The organism is Acidovorax sp. 100, assembly GCF_003688355.1.
Taxonomy (GTDB): Bacteria; Pseudomonadota; Gammaproteobacteria; order Burkholderiales; family Burkholderiaceae_C; genus Acidovorax; species Acidovorax delafieldii.
The window spans coordinates 2123802-2146991 of sequence record NZ_REFD01000001.1 but is presented as its reverse complement, the minus strand read 5'-3'; the positions used below and the strand labels follow the sequence as shown (position 1 = coordinate 2146991).

17 protein-coding genes are annotated in these 23190 nt (G+C 65.0%); 9 read left to right on the top strand and 8 right to left on the bottom strand.

Annotated elements, in window-relative coordinates:
• Window positions 1–209 precede the first annotated feature (209 nt).
• Together C8C96_RS09960 and C8C96_RS09955 are read right to left on the bottom strand one after the other, a co-directional pair.
• On the bottom strand, window positions 210–3128 hold the full coding sequence (locus C8C96_RS09960) for an aconitate hydratase (RefSeq protein ID WP_121942210.1): 2919 nt from the start codon (window positions 3126–3128) through the stop codon (window positions 210–212).
• A 197-nt stretch (window positions 3129–3325) separates the two neighbouring features.
• Window positions 3326–3733 (bottom strand): hypothetical protein, encoded by a 408-nt coding sequence (locus C8C96_RS09955; RefSeq protein ID WP_121942209.1) that lies wholly within the window; start codon window positions 3731–3733, stop codon window positions 3326–3328.
• A gap of 110 nt (window positions 3734–3843) precedes the next feature.
• On the opposite strand from C8C96_RS09955, the gene C8C96_RS09950 reads away from it, so the two are divergent.
• Window positions 3844–4719 (top strand): helix-turn-helix domain-containing protein, encoded by an 876-nt coding sequence (locus C8C96_RS09950; RefSeq protein WP_121942208.1) that lies wholly within the window; start codon window positions 3844–3846, stop codon window positions 4717–4719.
• A gap of 249 nt (window positions 4720–4968) precedes the next feature.
• On the opposite strand, the gene C8C96_RS09945 is transcribed toward C8C96_RS09950, so the two are convergent.
• Both C8C96_RS09945 and C8C96_RS09940 read right to left on the bottom strand, forming a co-directional pair.
• Window positions 4969–5271 carry an H-NS histone family protein gene (locus C8C96_RS09945; protein ID WP_056058651.1) on the bottom strand — a complete coding sequence of 101 codons (303 nt, stop codon included), beginning with the start codon at window positions 5269–5271 and terminating at the stop codon, window positions 4969–4971.
• Window positions 5272–5430: 159 nt separating this feature from the next.
• The gene (locus C8C96_RS09940; RefSeq protein WP_121942207.1) at window positions 5431–6726 is read right to left on the bottom strand and encodes a hemolysin family protein; all 1296 of its coding nucleotides are present in this window, start codon (window positions 6724–6726) and stop codon (window positions 5431–5433) included.
• A gap of 35 nt (window positions 6727–6761) precedes the next feature.
• Here C8C96_RS09940 and C8C96_RS09935 point away from each other — a divergent pair, with 35 nt between their 5' ends.
• Window positions 6762–7604 (top strand): symmetrical bis(5'-nucleosyl)-tetraphosphatase, encoded by an 843-nt coding sequence (locus tag C8C96_RS09935; protein WP_121942206.1) that lies wholly within the window; start codon window positions 6762–6764, stop codon window positions 7602–7604.
• A gap of 55 nt (window positions 7605–7659) precedes the next feature.
• Here C8C96_RS09935 and C8C96_RS09930 read toward each other — a convergent pair whose 3' ends face one another.
• The gene (locus C8C96_RS09930; RefSeq protein WP_121942205.1) at window positions 7660–8706 is read right to left on the bottom strand and encodes an FAD:protein FMN transferase; all 1047 of its coding nucleotides are present in this window, start codon (window positions 8704–8706) and stop codon (window positions 7660–7662) included.
• A gap of 11 nt (window positions 8707–8717) precedes the next feature.
• Window positions 8718–9128: a cytochrome c5 family protein gene (locus tag C8C96_RS09925; protein WP_121943955.1), complete on the bottom strand. Its 411-nt coding sequence runs from the start codon at window positions 9126–9128 to the stop codon at window positions 8718–8720.
• Window positions 9129–9697: 569 nt separating this feature from the next.
• Here C8C96_RS09925 and nosZ point away from each other — a divergent pair.
• The 7 genes from nosZ (at window position 9698) to C8C96_RS09885 (ending at window position 18723) form a co-directional block, all read left to right on the top strand.
• The gene (gene nosZ, locus C8C96_RS09915; RefSeq protein WP_121942203.1) at window positions 9698–11623 is read left to right on the top strand and encodes a TAT-dependent nitrous-oxide reductase; all 1926 of its coding nucleotides are present in this window, start codon (window positions 9698–9700) and stop codon (window positions 11621–11623) included.
• Window positions 11624–11836: 213 nt separating this feature from the next.
• Window positions 11837–14458 carry a NosR/NirI family protein gene (locus C8C96_RS09910; RefSeq protein ID WP_121942202.1) on the top strand — a complete coding sequence of 874 codons (2622 nt, stop codon included), beginning with the start codon at window positions 11837–11839 and terminating at the stop codon, window positions 14456–14458.
• Window positions 14458–15744: a nitrous oxide reductase family maturation protein NosD gene (locus C8C96_RS09905; RefSeq protein WP_199737460.1), complete on the top strand. Its 1287-nt coding sequence runs from the start codon at window positions 14458–14460 to the stop codon at window positions 15742–15744. The genes C8C96_RS09910 and C8C96_RS09905 overlap by 1 nt, the downstream gene beginning before the upstream one ends.
• Window positions 15719–16663: an ABC transporter ATP-binding protein gene (locus C8C96_RS09900; protein WP_121942201.1), complete on the top strand. Its 945-nt coding sequence runs from the start codon at window positions 15719–15721 to the stop codon at window positions 16661–16663. Before C8C96_RS09905 ends, C8C96_RS09900 begins: the two co-directional genes overlap by 26 nt.
• Before the next feature lie 2 nt (window positions 16664–16665).
• A complete protein-coding gene (locus tag C8C96_RS09895; protein ID WP_121942200.1) occupies window positions 16666–17481 on the top strand; it encodes an ABC transporter permease in 816 nt (271 codons plus the stop codon).
• Window positions 17478–18059: a nitrous oxide reductase accessory protein NosL gene (locus C8C96_RS09890; RefSeq protein WP_121942199.1), complete on the top strand. Its 582-nt coding sequence runs from the start codon at window positions 17478–17480 to the stop codon at window positions 18057–18059. Before C8C96_RS09895 ends, C8C96_RS09890 begins: the two co-directional genes overlap by 4 nt.
• 7 nt (window positions 18060–18066) lie before the next feature.
• Window positions 18067–18723, top strand: a complete 657-nt coding sequence (locus C8C96_RS09885; RefSeq protein ID WP_121942198.1) for a nitrous oxide reductase accessory protein NosL — start codon at window positions 18067–18069, stop codon at window positions 18721–18723.
• Window positions 18724–18804: 81 nt separating this feature from the next.
• Here C8C96_RS09885 and C8C96_RS09880 read toward each other — a convergent pair whose 3' ends face one another.
• Together C8C96_RS09880 and C8C96_RS09875 are read right to left on the bottom strand one after the other, a co-directional pair.
• Window positions 18805–20286, bottom strand: coding sequence for a DEAD/DEAH box helicase (locus C8C96_RS09880; protein ID WP_056746757.1), 1482 nt, complete (start codon window positions 20284–20286; stop codon window positions 18805–18807).
• A gap of 352 nt (window positions 20287–20638) precedes the next feature.
• Window positions 20639–23158 (bottom strand): ABC transporter permease, encoded by a 2520-nt coding sequence (locus C8C96_RS09875; protein ID WP_121942197.1) that lies wholly within the window; start codon window positions 23156–23158, stop codon window positions 20639–20641.
• Window positions 23159–23190 lie beyond the last annotated feature (32 nt).

Below are 23190 nucleotides of genomic sequence, written 5' to 3'. Positions count from 1 at the left end.
GGACGAAGGGGTGAATGGCAGTGCCAGCGAAATGGCCGCACAACGTCACAAGTGTATCTACGCGTAAGGAAATGACCAGAGCGCTCGCACCATGAAAAACGGGGCCGAAGCCCCGTCCAAGACAACCCTGGACGGCGCTGCGCCCAGGCGTTGCGTGCACGCATCAGCGCAGAGTGCAATGCGGCAAGGAAGAAGGATGCAGCGGGCCTTCAACCCTCCAGCAGCTGGCGCAGCACAAACGGCAAGATGCCACCGGCCTGGTAGTAGTCCACCTCAATGGGGGTGTCGATGCGCAGGGTCACCGTCACTTCCTGGCGCGTGCCATCGGCACGGTGAATGACCAGCCTCGCATCGCTCTGTGGCGTGAGTGCGGCATCAGGCACCACATCAATCACCTCATTGCCCGTCAGGCCCAGCGTTTCCCAAGAATCGCCCGCCTTGAACTGCAGCGGCAACACGCCCATGCCCACGAGGTTGGAGCGGTGAATGCGCTCAAAGCTGCGCGCCACCACCGCCTTGATGCCGAGCAGTTGCGTGCCCTTGGCGGCCCAGTCGCGGCTGGAGCCGGTGCCGTACTCTTCGCCCGCAAAAATCACGGTGGGCGTGCCCTGCGCCATGTACTGCATGGCGGCATCGAAGATGAACATCTTCTCGCCCTGCAGCGGACCATCGTTCTGGAACAACGTGACGCCGCCCTCTTCACGCGAGCCATCGGCGGTGGGCGGAATCATCAGGTTCTTGATGCGCACATTGGCAAAGGTGCCGCGCATCATCACGTCATGGTTGCCCCGGCGGGCGCCGTAGCTGTTGAAGTCTGCCTTTTGCACGCCATGCTGCAGCAGCCACTGGCCTGCGGGTGAGCTTTCCTTGATGGAGCCTGCGGGCGAGATGTGGTCGGTGGTGATGGAGTCGCCGAACAGCGCCATGATGCGCGCGCCATGCACCGCCGACGCGGCCGCAGCGCCTTTGTCGAGTGCGAACTGGGCAAAAAACGGCGGCTCGGCAATGTATGTGCTGGCGGGCCAGGTGTAGGCCGTGCCGCTCACGCCCTTGATCTTCTCCCACAGCTTTCCGGGGTCGGTCGCCACCTTGGAATAGTTCTCGCGGAAGGCCTTGCCGTTCATGGCGAACTTGAGCAGGGCGTGGACTTCATCGCTGGTGGGCCAGATGTCGCCCAGGTAGATGTCCTTGCCACCCTTGCCCTTGCCCACGGGTTCGGTCATCAGGTCTTTGAGCACCGTGCCCGCGATGGCATACGCCACCACCAGTGGCGGGCTGGCCAGAAAGTTCGCCTTGAGGTTGGGATGGATGCGCGCCTCGAAATTGCGGTTGCCCGACAGCACGGCTGCGCAGACCAGATCGTTGCTGGTGATGACCTCGTTCAATTCCGGGGTGAGGTCGCCCGCGTTGCCGATGCAGGTGGTGCAGCCATAGCCCGCCAGCGCAAAGCCCAGCTTTTCCAGGTACGGCAGCAGCCCGGTCTGCGTGAGGTATTCGGTGACGATGCGCGAGCCGGGGGCCAGCGAGGTCTTGATGTGCGGCTGCACCTTGAGGCCTGCCTCCACCGCTTTCTTGGCCAAGAGGCCTGCAGCCAGCAGCACGCTGGGGTTGCTGGTGTTGGTGCAGCTGGTGATGGCGGCAATCAGCACGTCGCCATTGCCCACTGTGGGGTCAGCCCCCTTGGCGGGCAGCGTGGCTGCGCGGGCCTCGCCGTGCGCAGTGGCCAGTGCGGGTTTGTTGGCCTCCATCTCGACCACCGAGCGCGGTGCGCCGGCCGGCGTGGGCTTGCCGTCTGGCGTAGCCTCTTCGGCGGCAGCTTCGCCATGGCGGTGGATGTGATGGCGCGTGTGCAGCAGCTCTGCCGGGCGGTTGAAGCCGTTTTGCGCGTTGGGCTTGCTGAACAGCTCAGCGAACTGGCTGCTGACCTTGCCCAGCTCGATGCGGTCTTGCGGGCGCTTGGGGCCCGCCAGGCTGGGGGTGACGCTGCCGAGGTCGAGCTTGACGACCTGCGAATAGTCCACCTCACCGGCCAGCGGCACACCGAACAGGCCCTGGGCCTTGAAGTAGGCCTCGAAGGCTTCGATCTCGCCCTTGGTGCGGCCCGTGCCCTTGAAGTAGTCAATCGTCTTTTCGTCCACCGGGAAGAAGCCCATGGTGGCGCCGTACTCCGGCGCCATGTTGCCGATGGTGGCGCGGTCGGGCAGCGCCAGGGTGCGCGTGCCTTCGCCAAAAAACTCCACGAACTTGCCCACCACCTTGTGCTGGCGCAGCAGCTCGGTCACCGTGAGCACCAGGTCGGTGGCGGTCACGCCCTCGCGCAGTTGGCCGGTCATCTCAAAGCCCACCACATCGGGCGTGAGGAAGTACACCGGCTGGCCCAGCATGGCGGCCTCGGCCTCGATGCCGCCCACGCCCCAGCCCACCACGCCGATGCCGTTGATCATGGTGGTGTGGCTGTCGGTGCCCACCAGGGTGTCGGGGTAGTAGACGCCATCCTTGCGCTTGTGCACGCCGCGCGCCAGGTATTCGAGGTTGACCTGGTGCACGATGCCAAAGCCCGGGGGCACCACACCAAAGGTGTCAAAGGCCTGCATGCCCCACTTCATGAACTCGTAGCGCTCTTTGTTGCGCTGGAATTCGAGCTTCATGTTCAGGTCGAGCGAATTCTTCTTGCCGTAGTGGTCGACCATGATCGAGTGGTCCACCACCAGGTCCACCGGCACCAGGGGCTCGATCTTCTTGGGGTTCTTGCCCAGCTTGGCGGCCACGCTGCGCATGGCGGCCAGGTCGGCCAGCAAAGGCACACCGGTGAAGTCCTGCAGCACCACGCGCGAGACGACAAAAGGGATCTCGTCGGTGCGCGCGGCATTGGGCGCCCAGTGCGCAAGCTGTTGCACATGCTCGGCCGTCACCTTGCGGCCGTCACAATTGCGCAGCACCGATTCGAGCACGATGCGGATCGACACCGGCAGACGCTGGATCTGCGGAAACTGCTTGGCCAGCGCGGGCAGAGAGTAGAACTTGCCCTCCTTGCCCGACGCCGTTTTGAAGCCCTTGAGCGTGTTGGCAAAGGCGTGGCGTGCGGGTCGGGACGACGGTTTGGCTAGCGGCTTGGACGATGAGGCCATGGCGAACTCCTTGATAAGGCAACAGCGTCTATTCTGGCAGTCCCCCATGACGGCGCAATCGTTGGGGGTATGCCGCTGTGCCCCGCCGCCCTGGCGCAGAGGCTCATACGACGCTCTTTTCACCATTTTTGCGAAAAAACCGCCCAAGCGCTACATCCTTATGCCTCAATAGCTATCAAATATATAGCACAAAAGAACTAAGCAGCAGCCCATGCAGGCAAGCGGCGCACACCCATCCACTGCAGCTCCGCAATGAGCGCCACCGAGACCACGTGCGCCACCAGGTACGCCTGACCCAGCAACGTGGGTGCCACGGCGTTACCGAGCAGCAGCACCAGGCTGGCCAACGCCCATCCAAAGTTGGCAGCGATCAGCGCCCACAGCCCTCCGCGCGGCATGGTGCGCGCGCGGGCTATGCGGGTGGCCAGTGCTGCGTAGCCCAGCAGCAAAACGCCGGACACCACCAGCAGTCCGTGCGGCAGCCCCAGCCATTCGGCCAGCGACGCCGTCAACAGCAGATGCAAGGCGCCCAGCAGCAGCCCGGTGGACGCATCGAACCAGACCACGGCACGCAAAAGGGAGGGGGAAGACAACAGGTTCAACATGGCAAGCTCCTTGGGGGTTGAAGAAGACTGCATCGTTGCCGCTGCGGTGCATGGCGTCGATGACATGGCAGGTAATGGCCTGCGGCCTGGTTGGGCCTAGGATGCGAGGCATGACGTCCGCACCCTCCACCCCCTCTCGCCGCACCCCGCGCCATCCGCTGCCGCACCGCAGCGCAGCGGCGGGGCCTGCCAGTTTTGGCGACCACCTGCGCACCTGGCGCCAGCAGCGGCACCTGAGTCAGCTGGAGCTGGCCGACGAGGCAGACATCTCCACGCGGCACGTGAGCTTCATGGAAACCGGCCGCACCAATCCCAGCCGTGACATGGTGCTGCGCCTGTGCGAGCGCCTGGCCATCCCACTGCGCGAACGCAACGCACTGCTGGTGGCAGCCGGCTACGCCCCCATGTACCGAGAACGCGCGCTGGACGACCCGGCACTGACCGCAGCGCGCCAAGCCGTCGAGCTGGTGCTCAAGGGCCATGAGCCCTGCCCCGCCATCGCACTCGACCGCTGCTGGAACGTGGTGGCTGCCAACCGCGCAGCGCAGGCCTTGCTGGCCGCGCACGTGAGCCCTGAACTGCTCGTGCCCCCCATCAACGTGTTCCGCCTGAGCCTGCACCCCGACGGCCTGGCGTCACGCATCGCCAATCTGGCGCAATGGCGCCACCACCTCTTTGAGCGCCTGCGCCAGCAAATTCATGCCACGGGGGACCCGGCATTGCTGGCCCTGCAGGCCGAACTGCTGGAATACCCCGCGCCCGATGAATCCACACCACTCGTCATGGCGGGAGAAATGCTGGGTGTGGTGATGCCGTTTTGTTTCAATAGCATGCACGGCATGCTGTCGCTCATCAGCACCACGACGATATTCGGCACGCCAGTGGATGTGACGCTGCAGGAGCTGGCGGTGGAATCGTTTTTCCCGGCCGACGCATTTACTGCCCAGGTACTGCGGGAGATGGCGCAGCAATATGCTGCGGACTGATCGCCTGGGGTGGTTTGAACCACAACACGCAGACCGAATTTTTGGGTTCCGTGGGCAGTGGCTGGTTGGGATAGCGTGATTTTGCGGTATCCACCCAGTGAATGCAGGGCGCAGATTTTGTGCCGCCAGCGAGGTATGAAGGCTCCAGATGCTGGGCCAGGCTGGGTAGTTCGGCGCCCCATGCCAGGCCACCCAAAAAAATAGCCCGCAGTTGCGGGCTATTTTTTTGAGTGCAGCGAATGCCGGTTCTCAGATGGCGAACTTTTCGCGGTTTTCGTTCTGAATCCACTTGGGCGCCTTGCCACGGCCGGTCCATGTCTGGCCAGTCGCCGGGTCGCGGTATTTGGGGGCCACTTTGGTGCCTGCGGTAGAGCTGCGGCCGGTTTTCCCTGCGGCCTTGCCCGCAGGGAACACATCCTGCGCGGTCAGACCATATTCGGCCACCAAGGCGCGCACTTGGGAAACAGCGTCCGACAATTCTCGGCGACGGGCTTCGCTGATTTGTTGCTCAAGCGCTTCACGCTGCTTCAAAAGTTCTTTGTAGCTGGTCATGGTGTCTGAATAAGAAAATGGGGTTGGTGACAGCACTATTATATGGATAACCGCTGCAAGCACACGCCGGGGTAAAGATTTTGCATTAAGAAACCACAAAAATACTGCCTGGCATATTCAGCACCTGGACAGACGGTGGTCCAAGAAGCCACAAAGGCTTCAAAGTGCGCCGTCAGGCAGTGCCAATACGCGGTCAATGCGTTTTCCCTCCAGGGCCAGCACCTCGAATATCCAGCCCACGCACACAATCTGTTCGCCTACGGCAGGTAAATGCCCCGTTTCTGCCATCAAAAACCCCGCCAGGGTGTTATACCGCCCACGGTCTTCCTGCGGCAGATCTCGAATATCCAGGCGCGCCTTGAGTTCGGACACAGGCATCAGCCCATCCAGCAGCCATGCGCCATCATCACGCGGGGTAGCCCAGGCATCGGCGGCAGCGCCGGGCTGCAATTCACCGGTAATGGCTTCGAGCAGATCGTGCGGGGTCATGATGCCCTGCACCACGCCATATTCGTCCACCACAAACACCATGCGCCCCGAGCGCGCTCGAAACTGCTCCAGCAGCTCCATGCCGCTCAAGGTCTCGGGCAAAAAGGCGGCGGGCTTCACATACTGTTCCAGCGTGCCGGGCGCACTAGGCCCCAGCTCCAGCAACCGGGCCACGCTCACAATACCCACCACCTCGTCCAGAGAGTTGCGACACACGGGGTACCACGAATGCGCGGCATGCTCACCGCCACGGCCCGCCTGCTGCAAGCCCTGCAATACCGACCACCCTGCATCGAGCCAGCCCACATCACTGCGCGGCACCATCAGCGAAGTCAATGGCCGATCATCCAGGCGAAAGACGTTTTGCACCATCTGGTGCTCATGGTGCTCGATCACACCGGCCTCGCGCCCTTCTTCCAGGCTGGCAACGATTTCTTCTTCCGTGACCGAACGCCCTGCTGTGTTGTCCACCTGCACCAGGCGCAGCACTCCTTGGGTGGAGAGCGACAACAGGCGCACAAAAGGCTTGGCCACCCGGGCCACCCAGGCCATGGGTCGCGCCACCAGGCGGGACACCGCCTCGGGATAGAGCTGTCCGATGCGTTTGGGCACCAGTTCGCCAAACACGATGGTGACGAAAGTGATGACGGTTACCACCAGCGCGGTGGCGGTGATGCTGGCGGCCCGCACAGGCATCCCGAGCTGCTGAAGCCACAGCCCCAGGTCATCGCTGAAAGCAGCCTCTCCGAGGATCCCGTTGAGCATGCCAATGGAGGTGATGCCCACTTGCACCGAGGACAAAAACTGCGTGGGGTTCTCAAGCAGCGCCAGAGCGGCCTGTGCGCCCTTGTCACCCGCCTCGGCCATGGCGGTCAGCCGCGACCTGCGACTTGACGCCAGCGCCAGCTCGGACATCGCGAACACGCCGTTGAGCAGGGTCAGCAGCGCGATCAGCAGAAAATCCATGCTTCACTCAATCAGGTTTGCAACCGACGACCATCATGGCACTTTACTGTATCGGCGACATTCAGGGCTGCGACGACGCCCTGGGGCGCCTGCTGGACACCATCGGCTTTTCTGCCAGCCGTGACACGGTGTACCTGCTGGGGGACCTCGTCAACCGCGGCCCCGACTCCGCCGCCGTGCTACGCCGCTGCATGCAGCAGGGCGACGCCATCCGCTGCCTGCTGGGCAACCACGACCTGCACTTGCTCGCTGCCGCACACGGCGCGCGCAAACCCTCACGCCGCGACACCCTGGCCTCGGTGCTCGACGCCCCGGACCGCAGCGCTTTGCTCGAGTGGCTGCGCCACCAGCCATTGGCACGGGCCCACGAGCATGCCGGCCAGACCCTGCTGATGGTGCATGCGGGCGTGGTCCCCACCTGGACCCCCACAGACACCCTGGAACGCGCGCAGGAGGTCCATGCCGTGCTGGGTAGCCCGGACCTGCCCGCCTTCTTGCACAGCATGTATGGCAACACGCCGGACCACTGGAGCGATACCCTCACAGGCTCCGACCGGCTGCGCGTGATCGTGAACGCGCTGACGCGCATGCGCTTTTGCTCATCCGAGGGTGTGATGGATTTTGAAAGCACCGAAAGCGCCAGCGCTGCCCCAGAGGGCCTGATGCCCTGGTTCGATGTGCCGGGCCGGCGCACCGCTGGCACGCTGATGGCCTTTGGCCACTGGTCCACCTTGGGGTGGCTCAACCGCAGCGACCTGCTGGGCCTGGACACTGGCTGTGTATGGGGCGGCTGCCTGAGCGCCGTGCGTTTTGGCGCGACGCTGGAAGAGCGGGAGCTGCTGCAGGTGCACTGCGAGCAGGCCCAGGCCCCGGGCTGAGTGTCTGGAGACCATCTCGCCAAGACCCGCCAGCTCGCTCAGAGCCGCAACCGACTCAAGACGGTATAGGCTCGAGCAAGGCCGACATGGCGGCAGACTGCCAGACACCACCATCCTGCCCGGCGATCAGCACAGCCAGCCCCGGCATACGCTGCGCCAGGGCCCTGCCCGCCTGCGGGCCCTTCACCATGAGCGCGGCGCCCAGTCCGTTGACGGCCGCCACATCCCGCGCCACCAGACTCACGCCATGCACCCCGAATGCCGGGCGCCCCGTACGCGGGTTGAGTACATGGTGCTGGCGCTGGCCTTCGTGAAAGAAGAAGCGTTCATAGTCCCCTGAAGAGGCCACCACACCGGTGCCTGCCACCGCCACGACGCCCAGCAAGCGCTCGGGAGACCGCGGGTCGCGCAAGCCCACACGCCAGGGTCGGCCTTGCCACAACCCCTGGGTCAGCACGTCACCGCCGCCATTGATCATGGCATTCTCGACCCCTTCGGAGCGCAGCATGTCCATGCCGGCTTTCAGAATCGGGAGTTTGGCGATGCCACCCAAATCCAGCGCCATGCCCTGGCGAGCCAGGTAGGCAGTGCCTGCGGCCACATCCAGCACCAGACCGCGTGCATCCACCAGCGGCAGTTGCCGCGCGATCTCGCTGGCGCCTGGCACCACCTTTTCGCCCGGGCCAAAGTTCCAGGACCTGAAAGCTCCCACGGTGGCATCGAAGGCCCCACGGCTCGCTGCCGACACACGCTGTGCGCTTTGCAGTACCGCCATGACCTCGGCCGGAACCTGCACCGGCGTCACGCCCGCAGCCAGGTTGATGCGGCTGACCACGCTGCGTGGCTGGTAGCGGCTCATGAGCGCCTCCAGCCTCTGCATCTCGGCATAGGCCCGGTCCATGGCGCGGCGCAGCAGCAGGGCGTCAACACCCTCCACAGCCATATCCACCTGCGTGCCCATCAGTGGCCGCGAGCTGCGTTCAGACACCACCCTCGCGTGGGCTGCCGCGCCGGCGCCCCAGGTCGCACCACCTAGCAAAGGCAGCGCCATCACCATGCGACGGCGCAACAGACCGTGGGAATGCAGAGAAGCTTGCTGCATGGCGTCTGCGCTCAGAGCGATTTGTCGGCCATGAAGTCCACGGCGGCCTTGACCTCGTCATCGGTCAGGTTGGCAGAGCCTCCCTTGGCAGGCATCATGCCTTTGGCCCCGGTAAAGCCCTCGATCGCGTGCTTGTACAGCGTGTCCTTGCCCTGGGCAATGCGCGGACCCCAATCGGCCTTGTCGCCTGGCTTGGGGGCACCGGCCACGCCCGCGGCATGGCACATGGCGCAGGTCTTGCCGAACACGCCCTTGCCCACTTCGTTTTCTGCGACAGCCGGGGCGGCAGGGGCCGCCGCGGGCGCCGGAGTCGTCGCTGCGGCGGGTGCGGCAGCAGGTGCAGGTTCCGACTTCTTGTCGCCACAACCGGCCAGCAGCGCGGCCAAGATCGCTACGGCGACCCACACGGTTTTCTTTTGCATCGCATACATCCTGTTCTTGATGGTTAAAAACATCTGAGGGGGCCTGTGACTGCGCACGAAATGCATGCAGCGCCACTTCAGACCGGTGCATGAACTTTAGAGGCAACAGGCCCTTTTGGGCAGTTACAGGCCTCGCCAGAACATGATCCAGATCAAATTGATTCATATTACATGAATCTATTATCCGCCCCATGCAAAGCCATCCAACCGTCCGAACCCTGCGCCTTTGGTTGCTGGCGTGGTTTGTCATGGCGCTGGCTGCAGCAGCGGCTTCGCCGCTGATAGCGCCCCGTGCCCTGGAGCTGGTCTGCTCCGGCACAGGTGGCACCCGCCTGGTGGTGAAGACCGCAGAGGGCCTGGTGGCGGCAGATAGCGCCGGCCTTGATTGCCCCTTGTGCCTGGCCGCCGACGCTCCACCCGCTACCCCGATCACAGCAAACACCACCGCGGCAGTGCCCCCATTGGCGCCCCTCTTTCACACATCACTTTCCGCTCGCACAGGGATGGCGCTCAGCCCCCCTGCGCGTGCACCACCCCTTTTCAACTGAGCGATCCCAAAGAGGAAAACCATGACCGAGAGAAAAGACAGTTCCCTTCCCGCTGCTGGCCTGGGCCGACGCAGTTTCATCAACACGGCAGCCCTGGTGGGCCTGACCGCAGGCGTTGCCGCCTGCAACGAAAAGCCCAGCGCCGCCACACCTGCGGCACCGGCATCGGCAGCCCCTGCCGCCAGCCACGCGGCCGGCGGTGCCAACCCCCACCTCAAGCCCGGCGAACTGGACACCTACTACGGTCTGTGGAGCGGCGGCCACACGGGCGACATGCGCGTGCTGGGCCTGCCCTCGGGCCGCGAAATCACCCGCATCCCCTGCTTCGTGCCTGACGCGCTCGTGGGCTGGGGCATCACCAACGAGTCCAAGGCCGTGATGGGCACCAAGGCCGATGGTCACCTCGAATACACGGTGGCCGACACCCACCACACGCACGCCTCGTACAAGGACGGCAACTACGACGGCCGCTACGCCTGGATCAACGACAAGATCAACAGCCGCATCGCGCGCATCCGCCTCGATTACTTCGTGTGCGACAAGATCACCAAGCTGCCCAACGTGCAGGGCTTTCACGGCATCTTCCCGGACAAGGCCGACCCGGTGGACCCGGCCATCAACTACACCACGCGCGTGTTCTGCGGCGGTGAGTTCGCGATTCCCATGCCCAACACGGGCACCGAAGACTCCAGCAAATACCGCTCCATGTTCAGCTGCGTGGATGCAGAAACGATGGAAGTGCGCTGGCAAGTGCTGATCGACGGCAACTGCGACCTGGTGGCCACGTCGTACGACGGCAAGCTGGCCGCCACCAACCAGTACAACACCGAGATGGGCGCAAAGTACGAGGACATGATGTCCGCCGAGCGCGACGCCTGCCTGTTCTTCAACGTGGGCCGCATTGAAGCCGCCGTGAAGGCTGGCAAGTTCAAGACCATCGGCACCAGCAAGGTGCCCGTGGTGGACGGCACGCACGAAGCCAACAAGGATCCCAAGACCGCCCTCACCGCCTATGTGTCGGTGCCCAAGAACCCGCACGGCGTGAACGCCAGCCCCGATGGCAAGTACTTCATCTGCGCCGGCAAGCTCTCGCCCACTGGCACCGTGATCGAGCTGGCCAAGGTGCTGGACTACTTTGACGGCAAGCTCGAAAAGCTGGACTCCGCCATCGTGGCCGAAGTGGAGCTGGGCCTGGGCCCACTGCACACCGCGTTCGACGGCCGTGGCAATGCCTACACCACCCTGTTCCTGGACAGCCAGGTCGTGAAGTGGAACGTGGAGGCTGCCATCAAGTTCCACGCAGGCGACAAGACCGCCAAGTACGTGGTGGACCGCCTCGATGTGCAATACCAGCCCGGCCACTTGAACGCCTCGCAGTCCGAAACCAAGGCCGCCGACGGCAAGATCCTGGCGGTGGGTTGCAAGTTCTCCAAGGACCGCTTCCTGCCCGTGGGCCCGCTGCACCCCGAGAACGAACAGCTCATCGACATCTCGGGCGAGAAGATGGTGCTGCTGGCCGACCACCCTGTGCGTGGCGAGCCCCATGACTTCATCATCTTCAAGCGCGACCTGGTGCGCCCCAAGCAGGTCTACACGCTCGACGAGTTCCCGCTGGCCGTGAAGGACCCCAAGGAGTCCGGCGTGTTCCGCAATGGCAAGAAGGTCACCGTGAAGATGACCTCGCAAGCCCCGGCGTTCAGCCTGCGCGAGTTCAAGCTCAAGAAGGGTGACGAGGTCACGCTGATCCTGACCAACCTGGACAAGATCGAAGACCTGACCCACGGCTTTGCGATCCCGAACTACAACGTGAACTTCATCGTGAACCCGCTGGAGACCAAGTCGGTGAGCTTCGTGGCCGACAAGCCCGGTGTGTTCTGGTGCTATTGCACGCACTTCTGCCATGCGCTGCATTTGGAAATGCGCACCCGCATGATCGTGGAGGGGTGATTCGGAGCATCCCCCTGAGGCGCTGCGCGCCTTCCCCCTTCCCGAATCGCTGCGCGATTCGGGAAGGGGGACGCAGCCCTCGCGGCGGGGCGGCCCTTGCTTGGCTGCTCTCGCCTGGGGCGCGCCAGTTGTCACGTTTGTGCCCCATTTCGAATCATATTGGCCGCTAGCGCTTGAAGAATATGCGCCGGCAGCTATCAAAAAGATAGTTTCATGATTTCCCTCCGTCGGCAGTTCGCCACGCTTCTTCTGGTCTTGTTGGCAGCACTTTGGCTGGCGCCGCGCGCGCATGCTGCGGCAGGCGCCTACGAGGCCGAACTGCCTGCGGACCTGCCTACCGCGCGCGACATGTGCGCGCTGGTGCCGTGCAAGGACGTGTTTCCCGGCGCCAGCCATTTCTCTGAACGCAAGGGCCAGCCGCCCTACGTAGAGGCTTACGACAACGACAGCGCGCAAAAGAAGCTGCTGGGCTATGTGATGCTCTCCACCGACATCACCGACACCCCCGCCTACTCCGGCAAACCCGTGGTCACGCTGATCGGCATGGACACACAGGGCCGCTTTGTGGGCGTGAAGGTGCTCAAGCATTCCGAGCCCATCCTGCTGCTGGGCATCCCTGAATCCGCACTGCTCAAGTTCAACGCCCAGTACCTGGGCAAGTCGGTGGCCGACAAGATCGAGGTGGGCCAGTCGCGCCCCGATGAGAACGTGCTGGGTCTGGACGCCATCTCGGGCGCCACCGTCACCGTCATCGCGCAGAACCAGGTCATGATGGCCTCGGGCTCGGCTGTGGCGCGACAGGTGGGCATCCTTGCGCCCACGGTGCGCGAGCCCGCTCGCTATGCCGAAACCGGCAAGCGCATGACCTGGGCCGAGTTGGTGCAGCAAGGCACCGTGCAGCGCCTGCGGGTGGCGCCCGAACAAGTGGGCCTGGACAAGGGCCCCGACCCGTTCATCGAGCTGTGGTTTGGCGACCTGAACCACCCCGACATTGGCAAGAGCCTGCTGGGCGAGAACGGCTGGAACAACCTGCGCCTGCAGCTCAAGGAGGGCGAACACGCCTTCTTCATCGTCCGCACCGGCGGCAAGGAATCGTTCAAGGGCTCGGGCTTTGTGCGCGGCGGCATCTACGACCGCGTGCAGGTGCGCCAGGGGGCGGATTCGTTCACCTTCCGCGACCTGGACGCGCTCAACCTGTACGGCATCGAGGCCGCAGGTGCACCCAGCTACAACGAGTCGGTCATCTTCATCATCCGCTCGAGTGCGTTCTCGGCGGCTTATCCGTGGAAGCTGAGCTTTCTGGGCAACCGCGTGGACCGGGCCACGGGCACACGCAGCTTCACCAGCTTTGACACGCCCTACTGGCTGCCCGCCGCCACGCTGCAAGGCGGGCGCCCCACCATTGAGGAGCCCGACGCCCCCTGGGTGCGCGTGTGGAAATCTCGCGCGGTCGAGATCGCACTGTTCGCCGTGCTGCTGGTCGCCGTGAGCGTGGTCTACGCCCTGCGCGAAAAGCTCACCCGCCTGTCCACCCACAAGAACAAGTGGCCCGTCAACGCCTTCAAGTACAGCTTCTGGGCACTCAGCATCGGCTGGATCGGCTTTGGCGCCATGGCGCAGCCCTCCATCACGCAGGTGCTGACCTGGTTCCATTCGCTGCTGTTCCAGTGGACCTGGTCGCTGTTCCTGTCCGACCCGTTCATCTTCCTGTTCTGGATCTTCATCATCGTCACGGTGTTCCTGTTCGGGCGCGGGTTGTTCTGCGGCTGGATGTGCCCGTTTGGCTCGCTGCAGGAGGGCATCTACAAGATCGCGCGCACGGTGGGCCTCAAGCGGTTCCAGACCCAGCTGCCGCAGAAGTGGCACGACCGGCTCAAGTGGGTCAAGTACGCGGTGTTCTTCGGGTTGCTGGTGGTGTCGATGTTCTCGATGGGACTGGCTGAGAAGCTGGCCGAGGTGGAGCCGTTCAAGACCACCTTCCTCGTCGGTGTGCTGAACCGCGCCTGGCCCTACAGCCTGTTTGTGGCGGCCATTCTGGGCGTGTCGATCTTCATCGAGCGGCCCTATTGCAAATACATCTGCCCGCTGGGCGCCTCGCTGGCCATGCCCAGCACGTTCCGCTGGTTTGGCCTCAAGCGCAAGCAGGACTGCAACAGCTGCAAGGCCTGCACCGTGGGCTGCGGCGCCCAGGCGATTGACGCCGATGGCCGTATCGACCACCGCGAATGCCTGCATTGCCTGGACTGCATGGTGCTCTACACCGACACCAAGGGCTGCCCGCCCCTGGCAAAAGAGCGCAAGCGCCGCGAAAAGGATGGCCTGGAGATCACGCCCATCGGCGCCAACGGCTACTTCATCCCGATCCACCCCGCCACGGTGCAAGACCAGATTTCGGCCAAGGCTGCCCAGGGGCCGGACCCACGCATGCCCACCACGCCAGCACTGCCCGCACACAAGGCCGACGCCAAAGGCCTGCGCTGGGTCGTTCTGGAGCTGGTGGACCACCTGTGGCCCTGGAGCCGTGAAGGCTGGGCCTCAGGCCGTGGCCTGCAGATCGCAGGCTTCTCGCTGGCCGTCGCCGCCAGCGTGGCCTGGGTGATGACCGCCATGGGCACGTTGTCGTCGGGCGCCATCATCGGCTGGTGGTTTGGCTGGAGCGTGTACGAAGTGCTGATACGCCTGTCGGGCAAGCGCTATGTGAAGGACGGCCCGTGGTGGCAGGGCCAGTACCGCCGGGCGGGCGTGATGGACATGCTGAGCTACGTGGGCTTCAAGAACCTGCTGATCGGCGCAGCACTCTTCCTGGCCATCAAGGCCGTGGTGGGACTGGCGTGATGAAGCCCCCCCTTGCTGCCACCGCATTCACCGCATTCGTGGCGCTGGCTGCGTGCCTGCTGGCCCTGCCCGCCCACGCTGCCACCGTGCAGGTGCGCCCCGGGCAGGACCTGCAGGCCGCCATCCAGGCCGCCAAACCGGGCGACACGGTGGAGGTGCTGCGTGGCGCCTACCGTGTGAACCTGCGCATCGACAAAGCCCTGACGCTGCGCGGCATCGACCGACCCACCCTCAGCGGCGGGCAGCAGGGCGACACCATCCGCGTCACCGCGCCCGACGTGGTGATCGAGGGCCTGATCGTGCGCGACTCGGGCACCAGCCTCAAGGACCAGAACGCGGGCATCTACATCTTCCCTGGCGCGCACCGCGCCGTGGTGCGCCACAACGACCTCACCTACAACCTGTTCGGCTTGTGGATCGAGAAGGCCAACGACGTGCAGGTGCTGCACAACACCATCACCGGCCTGCGCGATGTGGGCTCGTCCCAGCGTGGCAACGGGGTGCAGCTGTACAACACCACGGGCGCACGCATCGAGGGCAATCACATCAGCTTTGTGCGAGACGCGCTGTATGTGGATGTATCCCACCACGCCGTGTTCCGGGGCAACAAGCTGCACCACAGCCGCTACGGCACACACTACATGAACTCCTACTACAACCTGTGGGAGGACAACGACACCTACTACAACCGGGGCGGCCTGGCGCTGATGGAAGTGCGCGACCAGGTGGTGCGCAACAACCGCGCCTGGGGCAACACCGACCACGGCATCATGCTGCGCACCATGCAGGACTCGGTGATCGAAAACAACGTGGTGGCCGAGAACAACCGGGGCTTCTTCATCTACGACGTGGAGTACGTCACCCTGCGCGGCAACCTGGTGGCGCGCAACACGGTGGGCGTGCACCTGTCGGCCGGCTCGACCCGCAACAAGGTGGACAACAACGACTTCATTGGCAACCGCGAACAGGTGCGCTACGTGGGCGCCCGCGACGAGCGCTGGGGCACCGGCGGCGGCAACCACTGGAGCAACTACCTGGGCTGGGACCGCGACGGCAACGGCGTGGGCGATGTGCCCTACGAAGCCAACGACATGGTGGACCGCCTGACCTGGCGCCACCCCAGCATCAAGCTGCTGCTGGCCAGCCCCGCCGTGCAGGCACTGCGCCTGGTGGGCCAGCAGTTTCCGGTGCTGCGCGTGCCCACCGTGGTGGACCCCCAGCCCCGCATGCAACCGAACCAACCCCAACGGAATTTCCAGCGTGACACGCAACCCTCCCCCCATTGACCTGAGCGATCCCCCCGCCATCGAGGTGCGGGGCGCGCACAAGCACTACGGCGCACTGCACGCCGTGGACGGCATCGACCTGCGCATCGCGCGCGGCGAGATCTTTGGCCTCATCGGCCACAACGGCGCGGGCAAGAGCACGCTGTTCAAGATGATCCTGGGCCTCACACCCGCCACCTCGGGCGAGATCCGGGTGGGCGGCGCCACGGTGCAGGGCCGCGACTTTCGTGCCGCCCGCCGCCACCTGGGCTACCTGCCTGAGAACGTGGTGCTGTACGACAACCTCAGCGGGCTGGAAACCCTGCGCTTTTTTGCAAAGCTCAAAGGCGCGCCGCTGGCCCAATGCCCTGAGCTGATGGACCGCGTCGGCCTGGCCCATGCCGGCAACCGCGCCGTGCGCGACTACTCCAAGGGCATGCGCCAGCGCCTGGGGTTTGCACAGGCCCTGCTGGGCGAACCCCAGGTGCTGCTGCTGGACGAGCCCACCAACGGCCTGGACCCGCAGGCCATCCGCGACTTCTACGCCACGCTGCGCGGACTGCAGGCCCGGGGCGTGACCATCGTCATCACTTCGCACATCCTGGCCGAGCTGCAAGAGCGTGTGGACCGCCTCGCCATCCTGGCCGCTGGCAAGCTGCAGGCCCTGGGCAGCGTGCAAGCGCTGCGCGAGCAGACACACATGCCGCTGGCCATCGCCCTCACGCTGGCCGCCACGGACCAAGCGGCGGGTGTGCTGGCACTGGCCGCGCTGCCCGGCATCACGACCACGGCCACCCCCAACGGCCTGCACGTGGAATGCCCCCGCAGCGCCAAGATGGCCGTGCTCGCCGCAGTGGCGCCGCTGGGCGCACGGCTGCTGGATGTGAACATCCACGAACCTTCGCTCGAAGACGTGTACTTCGGGCTGCGCGGAGACTGACCATGGAATTCACCCAAATCTTCACCATCGCAGGAAAGGAGTTCCGCGACCGCATGCGCAACCGCTGGGTGCTGGCCGTGGCGCTGGTGTTCACCGTGTTCTCGCTGGCCATTGCCTACTTTGGCGGCGCTCAGCAGGGCACGGTGGGCTTTCGCTCCATCGAGTTCACCATCGCCAGCCTGGTCAGCCTGGTCATCTACCTGATCCCGCTGATCGCGCTGCTGCTGGGCTTTGACGCCATCGTGGGCGAGCGCGAGCGCGGCTCGCTCGATCTGCTGCTGTCATTGCCCATCACGCGGCTGGAGCTGCTGCTGGGCAAGTACCTGGGGCTGGCGGCGGCGCTTACGCTCTCGACGCTGGCGGGGTTTGGCCTGGTGGCCGTGCTGCTGGTCCGGCAGTTCAGCGGGGCTGCGCTGTTCCACTACGGCGGCTTCATGCTCAGCTCGGTGCTGCTGGGGCTGGCGTTCCTGAGCATGGCGGTGCTGCTCTCGGTGCTCACCCACGAACGCACACGCGCTTCAGGCCTGGCGATTGCCGCCTGGTTCTTTTTTGTGCTGGTGTTTGACCTGCTGCTGCTAGGCGCCCTGGTGGCCACAGGCGGCAGCTATGGCGGCGAGGCCATGGCCTACCTGCTGCTGCTCAACCCGGCCGACGTTTTCCGCATCCTCAACGTGTTCTCGCTGGACGACGTGCGCACCCTGTACGGTCTGACCAGCATCGTGCCCCCTGCCCTGGCCAAGCCATGGCTGATGGGCGCGGTGATGGCGGGCTGGATCGTAGTGCCCCTGGGTCTGGCGAGCTGGAGATTCAAGCCATGACGAAAAAATCGCACAACCAATACCAATGCGCGTGCGCCACACGGCGCCAACTGCTGGGCTGGGCGGCCCTTACATCGCTGGGCACGCTCACCGGCCTCACGGGCCTGACCGGCTGCAGCCAGGCGGACAACAGCGCGCAGTCCCTGAAACCCGTGGAGATCGACCGCACCACCAGCTGCGAACTCGACGGCATGCTGCTGGCCGACTACCCCGGCCCCAAGGCGCAGGTGCGTTTCGCGGGGCAGGACAAGCCCTCGTTCTTTTGCGACACGGTGGAGCTGTTCAGCACCCTGCTGGCCGGCGAGCAGGTGCGCGCCGTGCAGGCCGTGTATGTGCAGGACATGGGCAAAGCCGACTGGAATGCACCACAGGGCCACTGGATCGAAGGCAAGACTGCCCTCTACGTGGTGGGCGGCAAGCGCCACGGCTCCATGGGCCCCACCATCGGCAGCTTTGCGCAAGAGGCCGACGCGAAGAAGTTTGCTGCTGAATATGGCGGCAAGGTGCTGCGCTTTGCCGAGATCAAGCCCGCCATGGTGGACCTGAGCGGCGGGGCCCAGCAAGACACACGCATGTGAGCCACCCGTGTCGGCATTGATACCGCCCCCCCCACGCCCCGCCGCTCGGCGCGCCGTGCTCGCAGCCCTGTTGCTGGGCTCGACAGGCCTTGTGGCGTGGCAATGGCCCCAGCGCACCCCGCCCCCGCCATCCGGCAACGCCGCCCTGGAGGGAGTGGGCGACGATGTGTGCGTGGTGGCGCCTCCCACGCCCTACGACCCTGCGCTGGGCCAGCCCCTGGCCGCTGCGCGCGAGGTGCCCGCCGACGCGCGCTGCCCGGTGTGTGGCATGTACCCGGCCCGCGCACGGGCGTGGGCGGCACAGGTCATTTTTGCGCAAGGGGACGCATATTTCTTCGACTCCCCGCTCAGTCTCATGCTGTACCTGGGCAACGTGGACCACTACACGCGGGGCCGCACGCCCGACGCCATCGTGGCCCGCTACGTGACCGATACCGACACGGGGCTGTGGCTGAACGCGCAGGAAGCGGTGTACGTGACAGGTTCGTCGGCCCTGGGGCCCATGCGGGCCGGCAACCTGCCCGCCTTTGGCAGCGCGGGGGCGGCACAGCAGTTTGTGCAGCAGCGTGGTGGGCAGGCCGTTCTGTTCGGCGGCATCGACACGCGCTTGCTGCGCGGCCTGGCCCCCAACCTCAGGGCCGACCACCACCTTCACGCAAGTTGAAGGGAACTTGACCGCTATTGAAAATATAGCTACCAGCGCTTATTCTTCTAGCGCCACAGGCCCAAAAAGACCTGTTTTTTATCACTGCACCGAAGTTTCTGGCTGAGTGGCCTTGAAGAGGGCCGCCACCTTGCGCTTGGGCTTGATGTTGGCCGAAATGCTGCTGCGCGCAGGCGATTTGGCGGCGGCCTCCCAGGCGGGGGCGGTATCCGCACTGCTCGGTTCGTAAGGCTTTTCGAAGAAGGGATCGCGCGAGGCCACGGCAGGGCGGAAACCCCGGTGGTGTTCACGCGACTCGCGGGGTTCGCGGCGCTCGCTGCGTTCACGCACGGCCCCTGGAATCGCATCGCGCGGATCACCGGTCTCGCCTGCTTCACGCCATGCGCGGCGGCCGTCGTTGATGCGGCCGCGGGGGCGGTCTTCTTCGTATTCGATGGCTTCGAGATCGATCTTCTTCTTGATCAGCTTCTCAATGTCGGCCACCAGGCGGGCATCGCTGCCCGACACCAGCGTGACGGCCAGGCCGGACGCGCCCGCACGGCCTGTGCGGCCAATGCGGTGCACATAGTCTTCCGCATTGAAAGGCACGTCGAAGTTGAACACCGCCGGCACGTCCTTGATGTCCAGGCCGCGCGCAGCCACATCGGTACACACCAGCAGATCAACCTCGCCGCTCTTGAAGGCTTCCAGCGCCTTCAGTCGCTCGTCCTGGCTCTTGTCGCCGTGCAAGGCTGCGGTCTTGAGGCCCTCACGCTCCAGGCTGCGCGCCAAACGGGCGCATCCGAGCTTGCTGTTCACGAAGATGAAAGCCTGCTTGATGCCGCGCGTCTTGAGCACCTGGTGGATGGCTCGGCGCTTGTCGTCATCATTGGCGCTGTAAAAGCGCTGCTCCACCGTGGAGGCCGTTTCGTTCGGGCGGGCCACCTCAATGGTGATGGGGTTTTGCAGATAGCTGCTGGCCAGGCGCTTGATCTCGGGCGAGAAGGTGGCGCTGAACAGAAGCGTGGTGCGCTGCTTGGGCAGGTAGCTCAGGATGCGCTGCAGGTCGGGCAGAAAACCGATGTCCAGCATGCGGTCGGCCTCGTCGAGCACCACGTACTCCACCTGGTTGAGCACCGCATTCTTGGCCTCGATATGGTCGAGCAGGCGGCCCGGCGTAGCCACCAGCACTTCGACGCCTTTTTTCAGCTCGATGGTCTGGGGCTTCATGTCCATGCCGCCAAACACCACGGTGCTGCGCAGTTTGGTGTACTTGGCGTACAGCGCAATCTGCTGGGCCACCTGGTCGGCCAGCTCACGGGTGGGCAACAGCACCAGAGCGCGCACAGGGTGGCGAGCGGGGGATGTGGAACTGCTCTCGTGCTTGAGCAGGCGCTGCAGCAAAGGCAGCGAGAACGCGGCGGTTTTGCCGGTGCCGGTCTGGGCTGCCCCCATCACGTCCTGGCCGGTGAGCACCACCGGGATGGCCTGCGCCTGGATGGGCGTCATGGACTCGTAGCCCATTTCGGCTACGGCGCGCGCCAGCGGCTCAGCCAGCGATAGATTGGAAAAGGAACTTGTCATTTAGCCCTCTATTGTCGCACCGGTGGCCCAAAAAACGATTTTTCGGGCCCGCAGCAGCAAAAATGCAGTAGGCGCAGTCAGCGCATTGGCGAGTATTTGCTATCCATTTGATAGCTATCAGCGCATATGAATTCGGCGCTATCGTCTGTTTTTATTCAAACTCTGGGCCGGCGATGCCGATGGCCGCAACCCCTTGCGCCGCGTGCGGTCGTTGCATCGCGGGGCGAACAATGTCCCGCAGCTGCCACAACAAACGCCCTCGGAAAGCGCTTGGCACCGGCCAAAGGCAGAGGGCGCTCGTGCGGACTCTCACCCTTTCCGGACGCAGTGCAGTGCGTCTGCTGCTGTCCAGTTACTCGGCAGACCGCCTGAGCGTGTCCACCACCGGGCGCAGCAGCACCTCGCGCAAACCCCACCAGCCTGCGGCCAGCGCCAGCACCGCGCCCGCGAGCGCACCGGCCAGCGGCACCCAGGGGGCGGCGGTCCAGGTGAAGTCAAACACATAACGCGCCAATGCCCAGCCCACGCCCACCGCCACCGCGCTGGCCAGAAAGCCCGCCAGCAGGCCCACACCCACCAGCTCGGCCCGCTGCACCTGGCGCAGCAGGCTGGCACGGGCCCCCACGGCACGCATGATGGCGTACTCGCGTGCGCGCTCTTCGCGGGTGGCCGTGACGGCGGCAAACAGCACCACCAGCCCAGCTGCGAGCGTGAAGGCAAACAAGAACTCCACCGCCCGGATCACCTGCTCCAGCACCCGCTGCACCTGGGCAATGGTGGCGCCCATGTCCACGTTGGTGATGTTGGGAAACTGGCGCACCAGCGCGTTGTCGAAACCGTGGGTTTCTGGAGCGCGGTAGGCGGCCAGGTAGGTGACCGGGACATCCTTGACCTCGGCCACCGGGTACATCACAAAGAAGTTGGCACGCATGGAGCCCCAGTCCACCTTGCGCAGGCTGGTGATGCGGGCCTCGTCCTGCACGCCGCCCATATCGAATTGCAAACGGTCACCCAGCTGCAGGCCCAGCGTCTGGGCGATACCTTCTTCCACGCTGATGGCGCCCTCCTCGCCGGGCGTCCAGCGTCCTGCTACCACCTGGTTGTGGGGCGGTGCCTCCACAGCGTTGGACAGGTTGAATTCCCGGTCCACCAGGCGCTTGGCGCGGTCGTCGGTGTAGTTGTCGGGGCCCACTGGCTTGCCGTTCACGGCCACCAGCCGGCCGCGGATCATGGGGTACCAGTCGTAGCGACCCACTCCGCTGTCCTTGAGCGTCTGCTGAAAGGCCTCCGACTGGTCAGGCATCACGTTGATGACAAAACGGTTGGGGGCATCGGGCGGGGTCGCCTTGCGCCAGCTGCTGATGAGGTCGGTGCGCAGCAGCACCAGCAGCACCAGGGCCAGCAGACCCACCGCCAGGCTGCTGACCTGGACCACGGCATAGGCCGGGCGCGCAGAAATCTGCCGCGTGGCCAGCACGAGCCAGCGCGGGGCTGTGCTTTCGTTCACGCTCTTGCGCAGAAGCTTGACCGCCACCCATGACAGGCCTGCAAACAGCGCCACGGCGCCGGCAAAACCACCCACGGCAATCAGACCCAGCTTGATGTCGCTGCTGACGGCCAGCAACAGCGCAGCGAAGCCCGCAATGCCGATACCCAGCACTGCCAGCGATGCAGGCTTGAGCCCCCCCACATCACGCCGTATCACCCGCAATGGCGGCACCTGCGCCAGCTGCAGCACCGGCGGCAAGCCAAACGCAAACAGCAGCGTGAGCCCCATGCCCAGGCCAAACACCACCGGCCACAGACTGGGCGAAGGCAAGGCCGATTCCACCAATCCCGCCAGCAGCAGCACAAACGCGTAGTGCACCACATAGCCCAGCGCCACTCCCAAGGAGCTGGCAAACAGGCCGATCAGCGCGAACTCCGTGGTGTAGGCCCCAGCAATGGTGCGCTGGCTCTGCCCCAGCACACGCAGCATGGCCGAAGCGTCGAGGTGCTCCGCCGCAAACCCGCGCGCCGCCAGCGCCACGGCCACGGCAGACAACAGTGCAGCCAGCAGCGCTACCAGGCTCAGGAATTTCTGCGCGCGGTCCAGCGTCTGGCGCATCTCGGGGCGGCCGCTTTCCAGCGACTCCACGCGCACGCCATGCACTTCGGGCTTCTTGGCCTCGACCACCGCCCAATCGTTGAACGCCTTGATGGCCGACGCCGGGCCGACCACGGCAAAGCGGTAGGTCAGGCGGCTGGCAGGCTGCACAAGCCCCGTGGCGGGCAGGTCGCGTTCGTTCACCATCACACGTGGTGCAAAGCTCATGAAGCCCGCCCCCCGGTCAGGCTCGATGACGATGATGCGCGCGATGCGCAGTTGCGCATCGCCCAGCAACAGCTTGTCGCCCATGGCGAGGTTGAGCGATTCGAGCAGTGGCGCGTCCACCCACACCTCGCCGGGCGCCGGGATGTCACGCGTCGGCTGCTCCAGCGCGCCGGGGGCATCCGCCACCGTGAGGCTGCCGCGCAGCGGGTAACCCTGCTGCACGCTCTTGAGTGCCACCAGCTTGCTGGCGCCGCCCTGCGCATCGCTCGCGCGGCCCATGGTCGGAAAGCCCAGCGTGGTCACCGATTGCAACCCCAGCGCCTTGGCGCGCTCCACGAATGTAGCGGGCGTTGGGTTGTCGCTGGCCACGACTGCATCCCCCCCCAGCAGCTGCAGGGCATCGCGCTGCAGTCCGCCTTGCAGGCGATCGGCAAAAAAACCCACAGATGTGAGCGCGGCCACTGCCAGGGTGACCGCCACAATCAACAGGCGCAACTCGCCCGCGCGCAGGTCCCGGGCCAGGGTGCGCCAGCCAAGGCGCAGGAAAGACAGGTTCATGGGCAGACCTTAGCGCAAAGCGAACGGGCTGG

Coding starts and splice junctions, on each gene's coding strand:
- C8C96_RS09935 (WP_121942206.1), top strand. CDS start 6,762: ATGGCACTTTACTGTATCGGCGACATTCAGGGCTGCGACGACGCCCTG.
- C8C96_RS09910 (WP_121942202.1), top strand. CDS start 11,837: ATGATTTCCCTCCGTCGGCAGTTCGCCACGCTTCTTCTGGTCTTGTTG.
- C8C96_RS09925 (WP_121943955.1), bottom strand. CDS start 9,128: ATGCAAAAGAAAACCGTGTGGGTCGCCGTAGCGATCTTGGCCGCGCTG.
- C8C96_RS09880 (WP_056746757.1), bottom strand. CDS start 20,286: ATGACAAGTTCCTTTTCCAATCTATCGCTGGCTGAGCCGCTGGCGCGC.
- C8C96_RS09875 (WP_121942197.1), bottom strand. CDS start 23,158: ATGAACCTGTCTTTCCTGCGCCTTGGCTGGCGCACCCTGGCCCGGGAC.
- C8C96_RS09945 (WP_056058651.1), bottom strand. CDS start 5,271: ATGACCAGCTACAAAGAACTTTTGAAGCAGCGTGAAGCGCTTGAGCAA.
- nosZ (WP_121942203.1), top strand. CDS start 9,698: ATGACCGAGAGAAAAGACAGTTCCCTTCCCGCTGCTGGCCTGGGCCGA.
- C8C96_RS09895 (WP_121942200.1), top strand. CDS start 16,666: ATGGAATTCACCCAAATCTTCACCATCGCAGGAAAGGAGTTCCGCGAC.
- C8C96_RS09905 (WP_199737460.1), top strand. CDS start 14,458: ATGAAGCCCCCCCTTGCTGCCACCGCATTCACCGCATTCGTGGCGCTG.
- C8C96_RS09960 (WP_121942210.1), bottom strand. CDS start 3,128: ATGGCCTCATCGTCCAAGCCGCTAGCCAAACCGTCGTCCCGACCCGCA.
- C8C96_RS09955 (WP_121942209.1), bottom strand. CDS start 3,733: ATGTTGAACCTGTTGTCTTCCCCCTCCCTTTTGCGTGCCGTGGTCTGG.
- C8C96_RS09930 (WP_121942205.1), bottom strand. CDS start 8,706: ATGCAGCAAGCTTCTCTGCATTCCCACGGTCTGTTGCGCCGTCGCATG.
- C8C96_RS09940 (WP_121942207.1), bottom strand. CDS start 6,726: ATGGATTTTCTGCTGATCGCGCTGCTGACCCTGCTCAACGGCGTGTTC.
- C8C96_RS09950 (WP_121942208.1), top strand. CDS start 3,844: ATGACGTCCGCACCCTCCACCCCCTCTCGCCGCACCCCGCGCCATCCG.
- C8C96_RS09890 (WP_121942199.1), top strand. CDS start 17,478: ATGACGAAAAAATCGCACAACCAATACCAATGCGCGTGCGCCACACGG.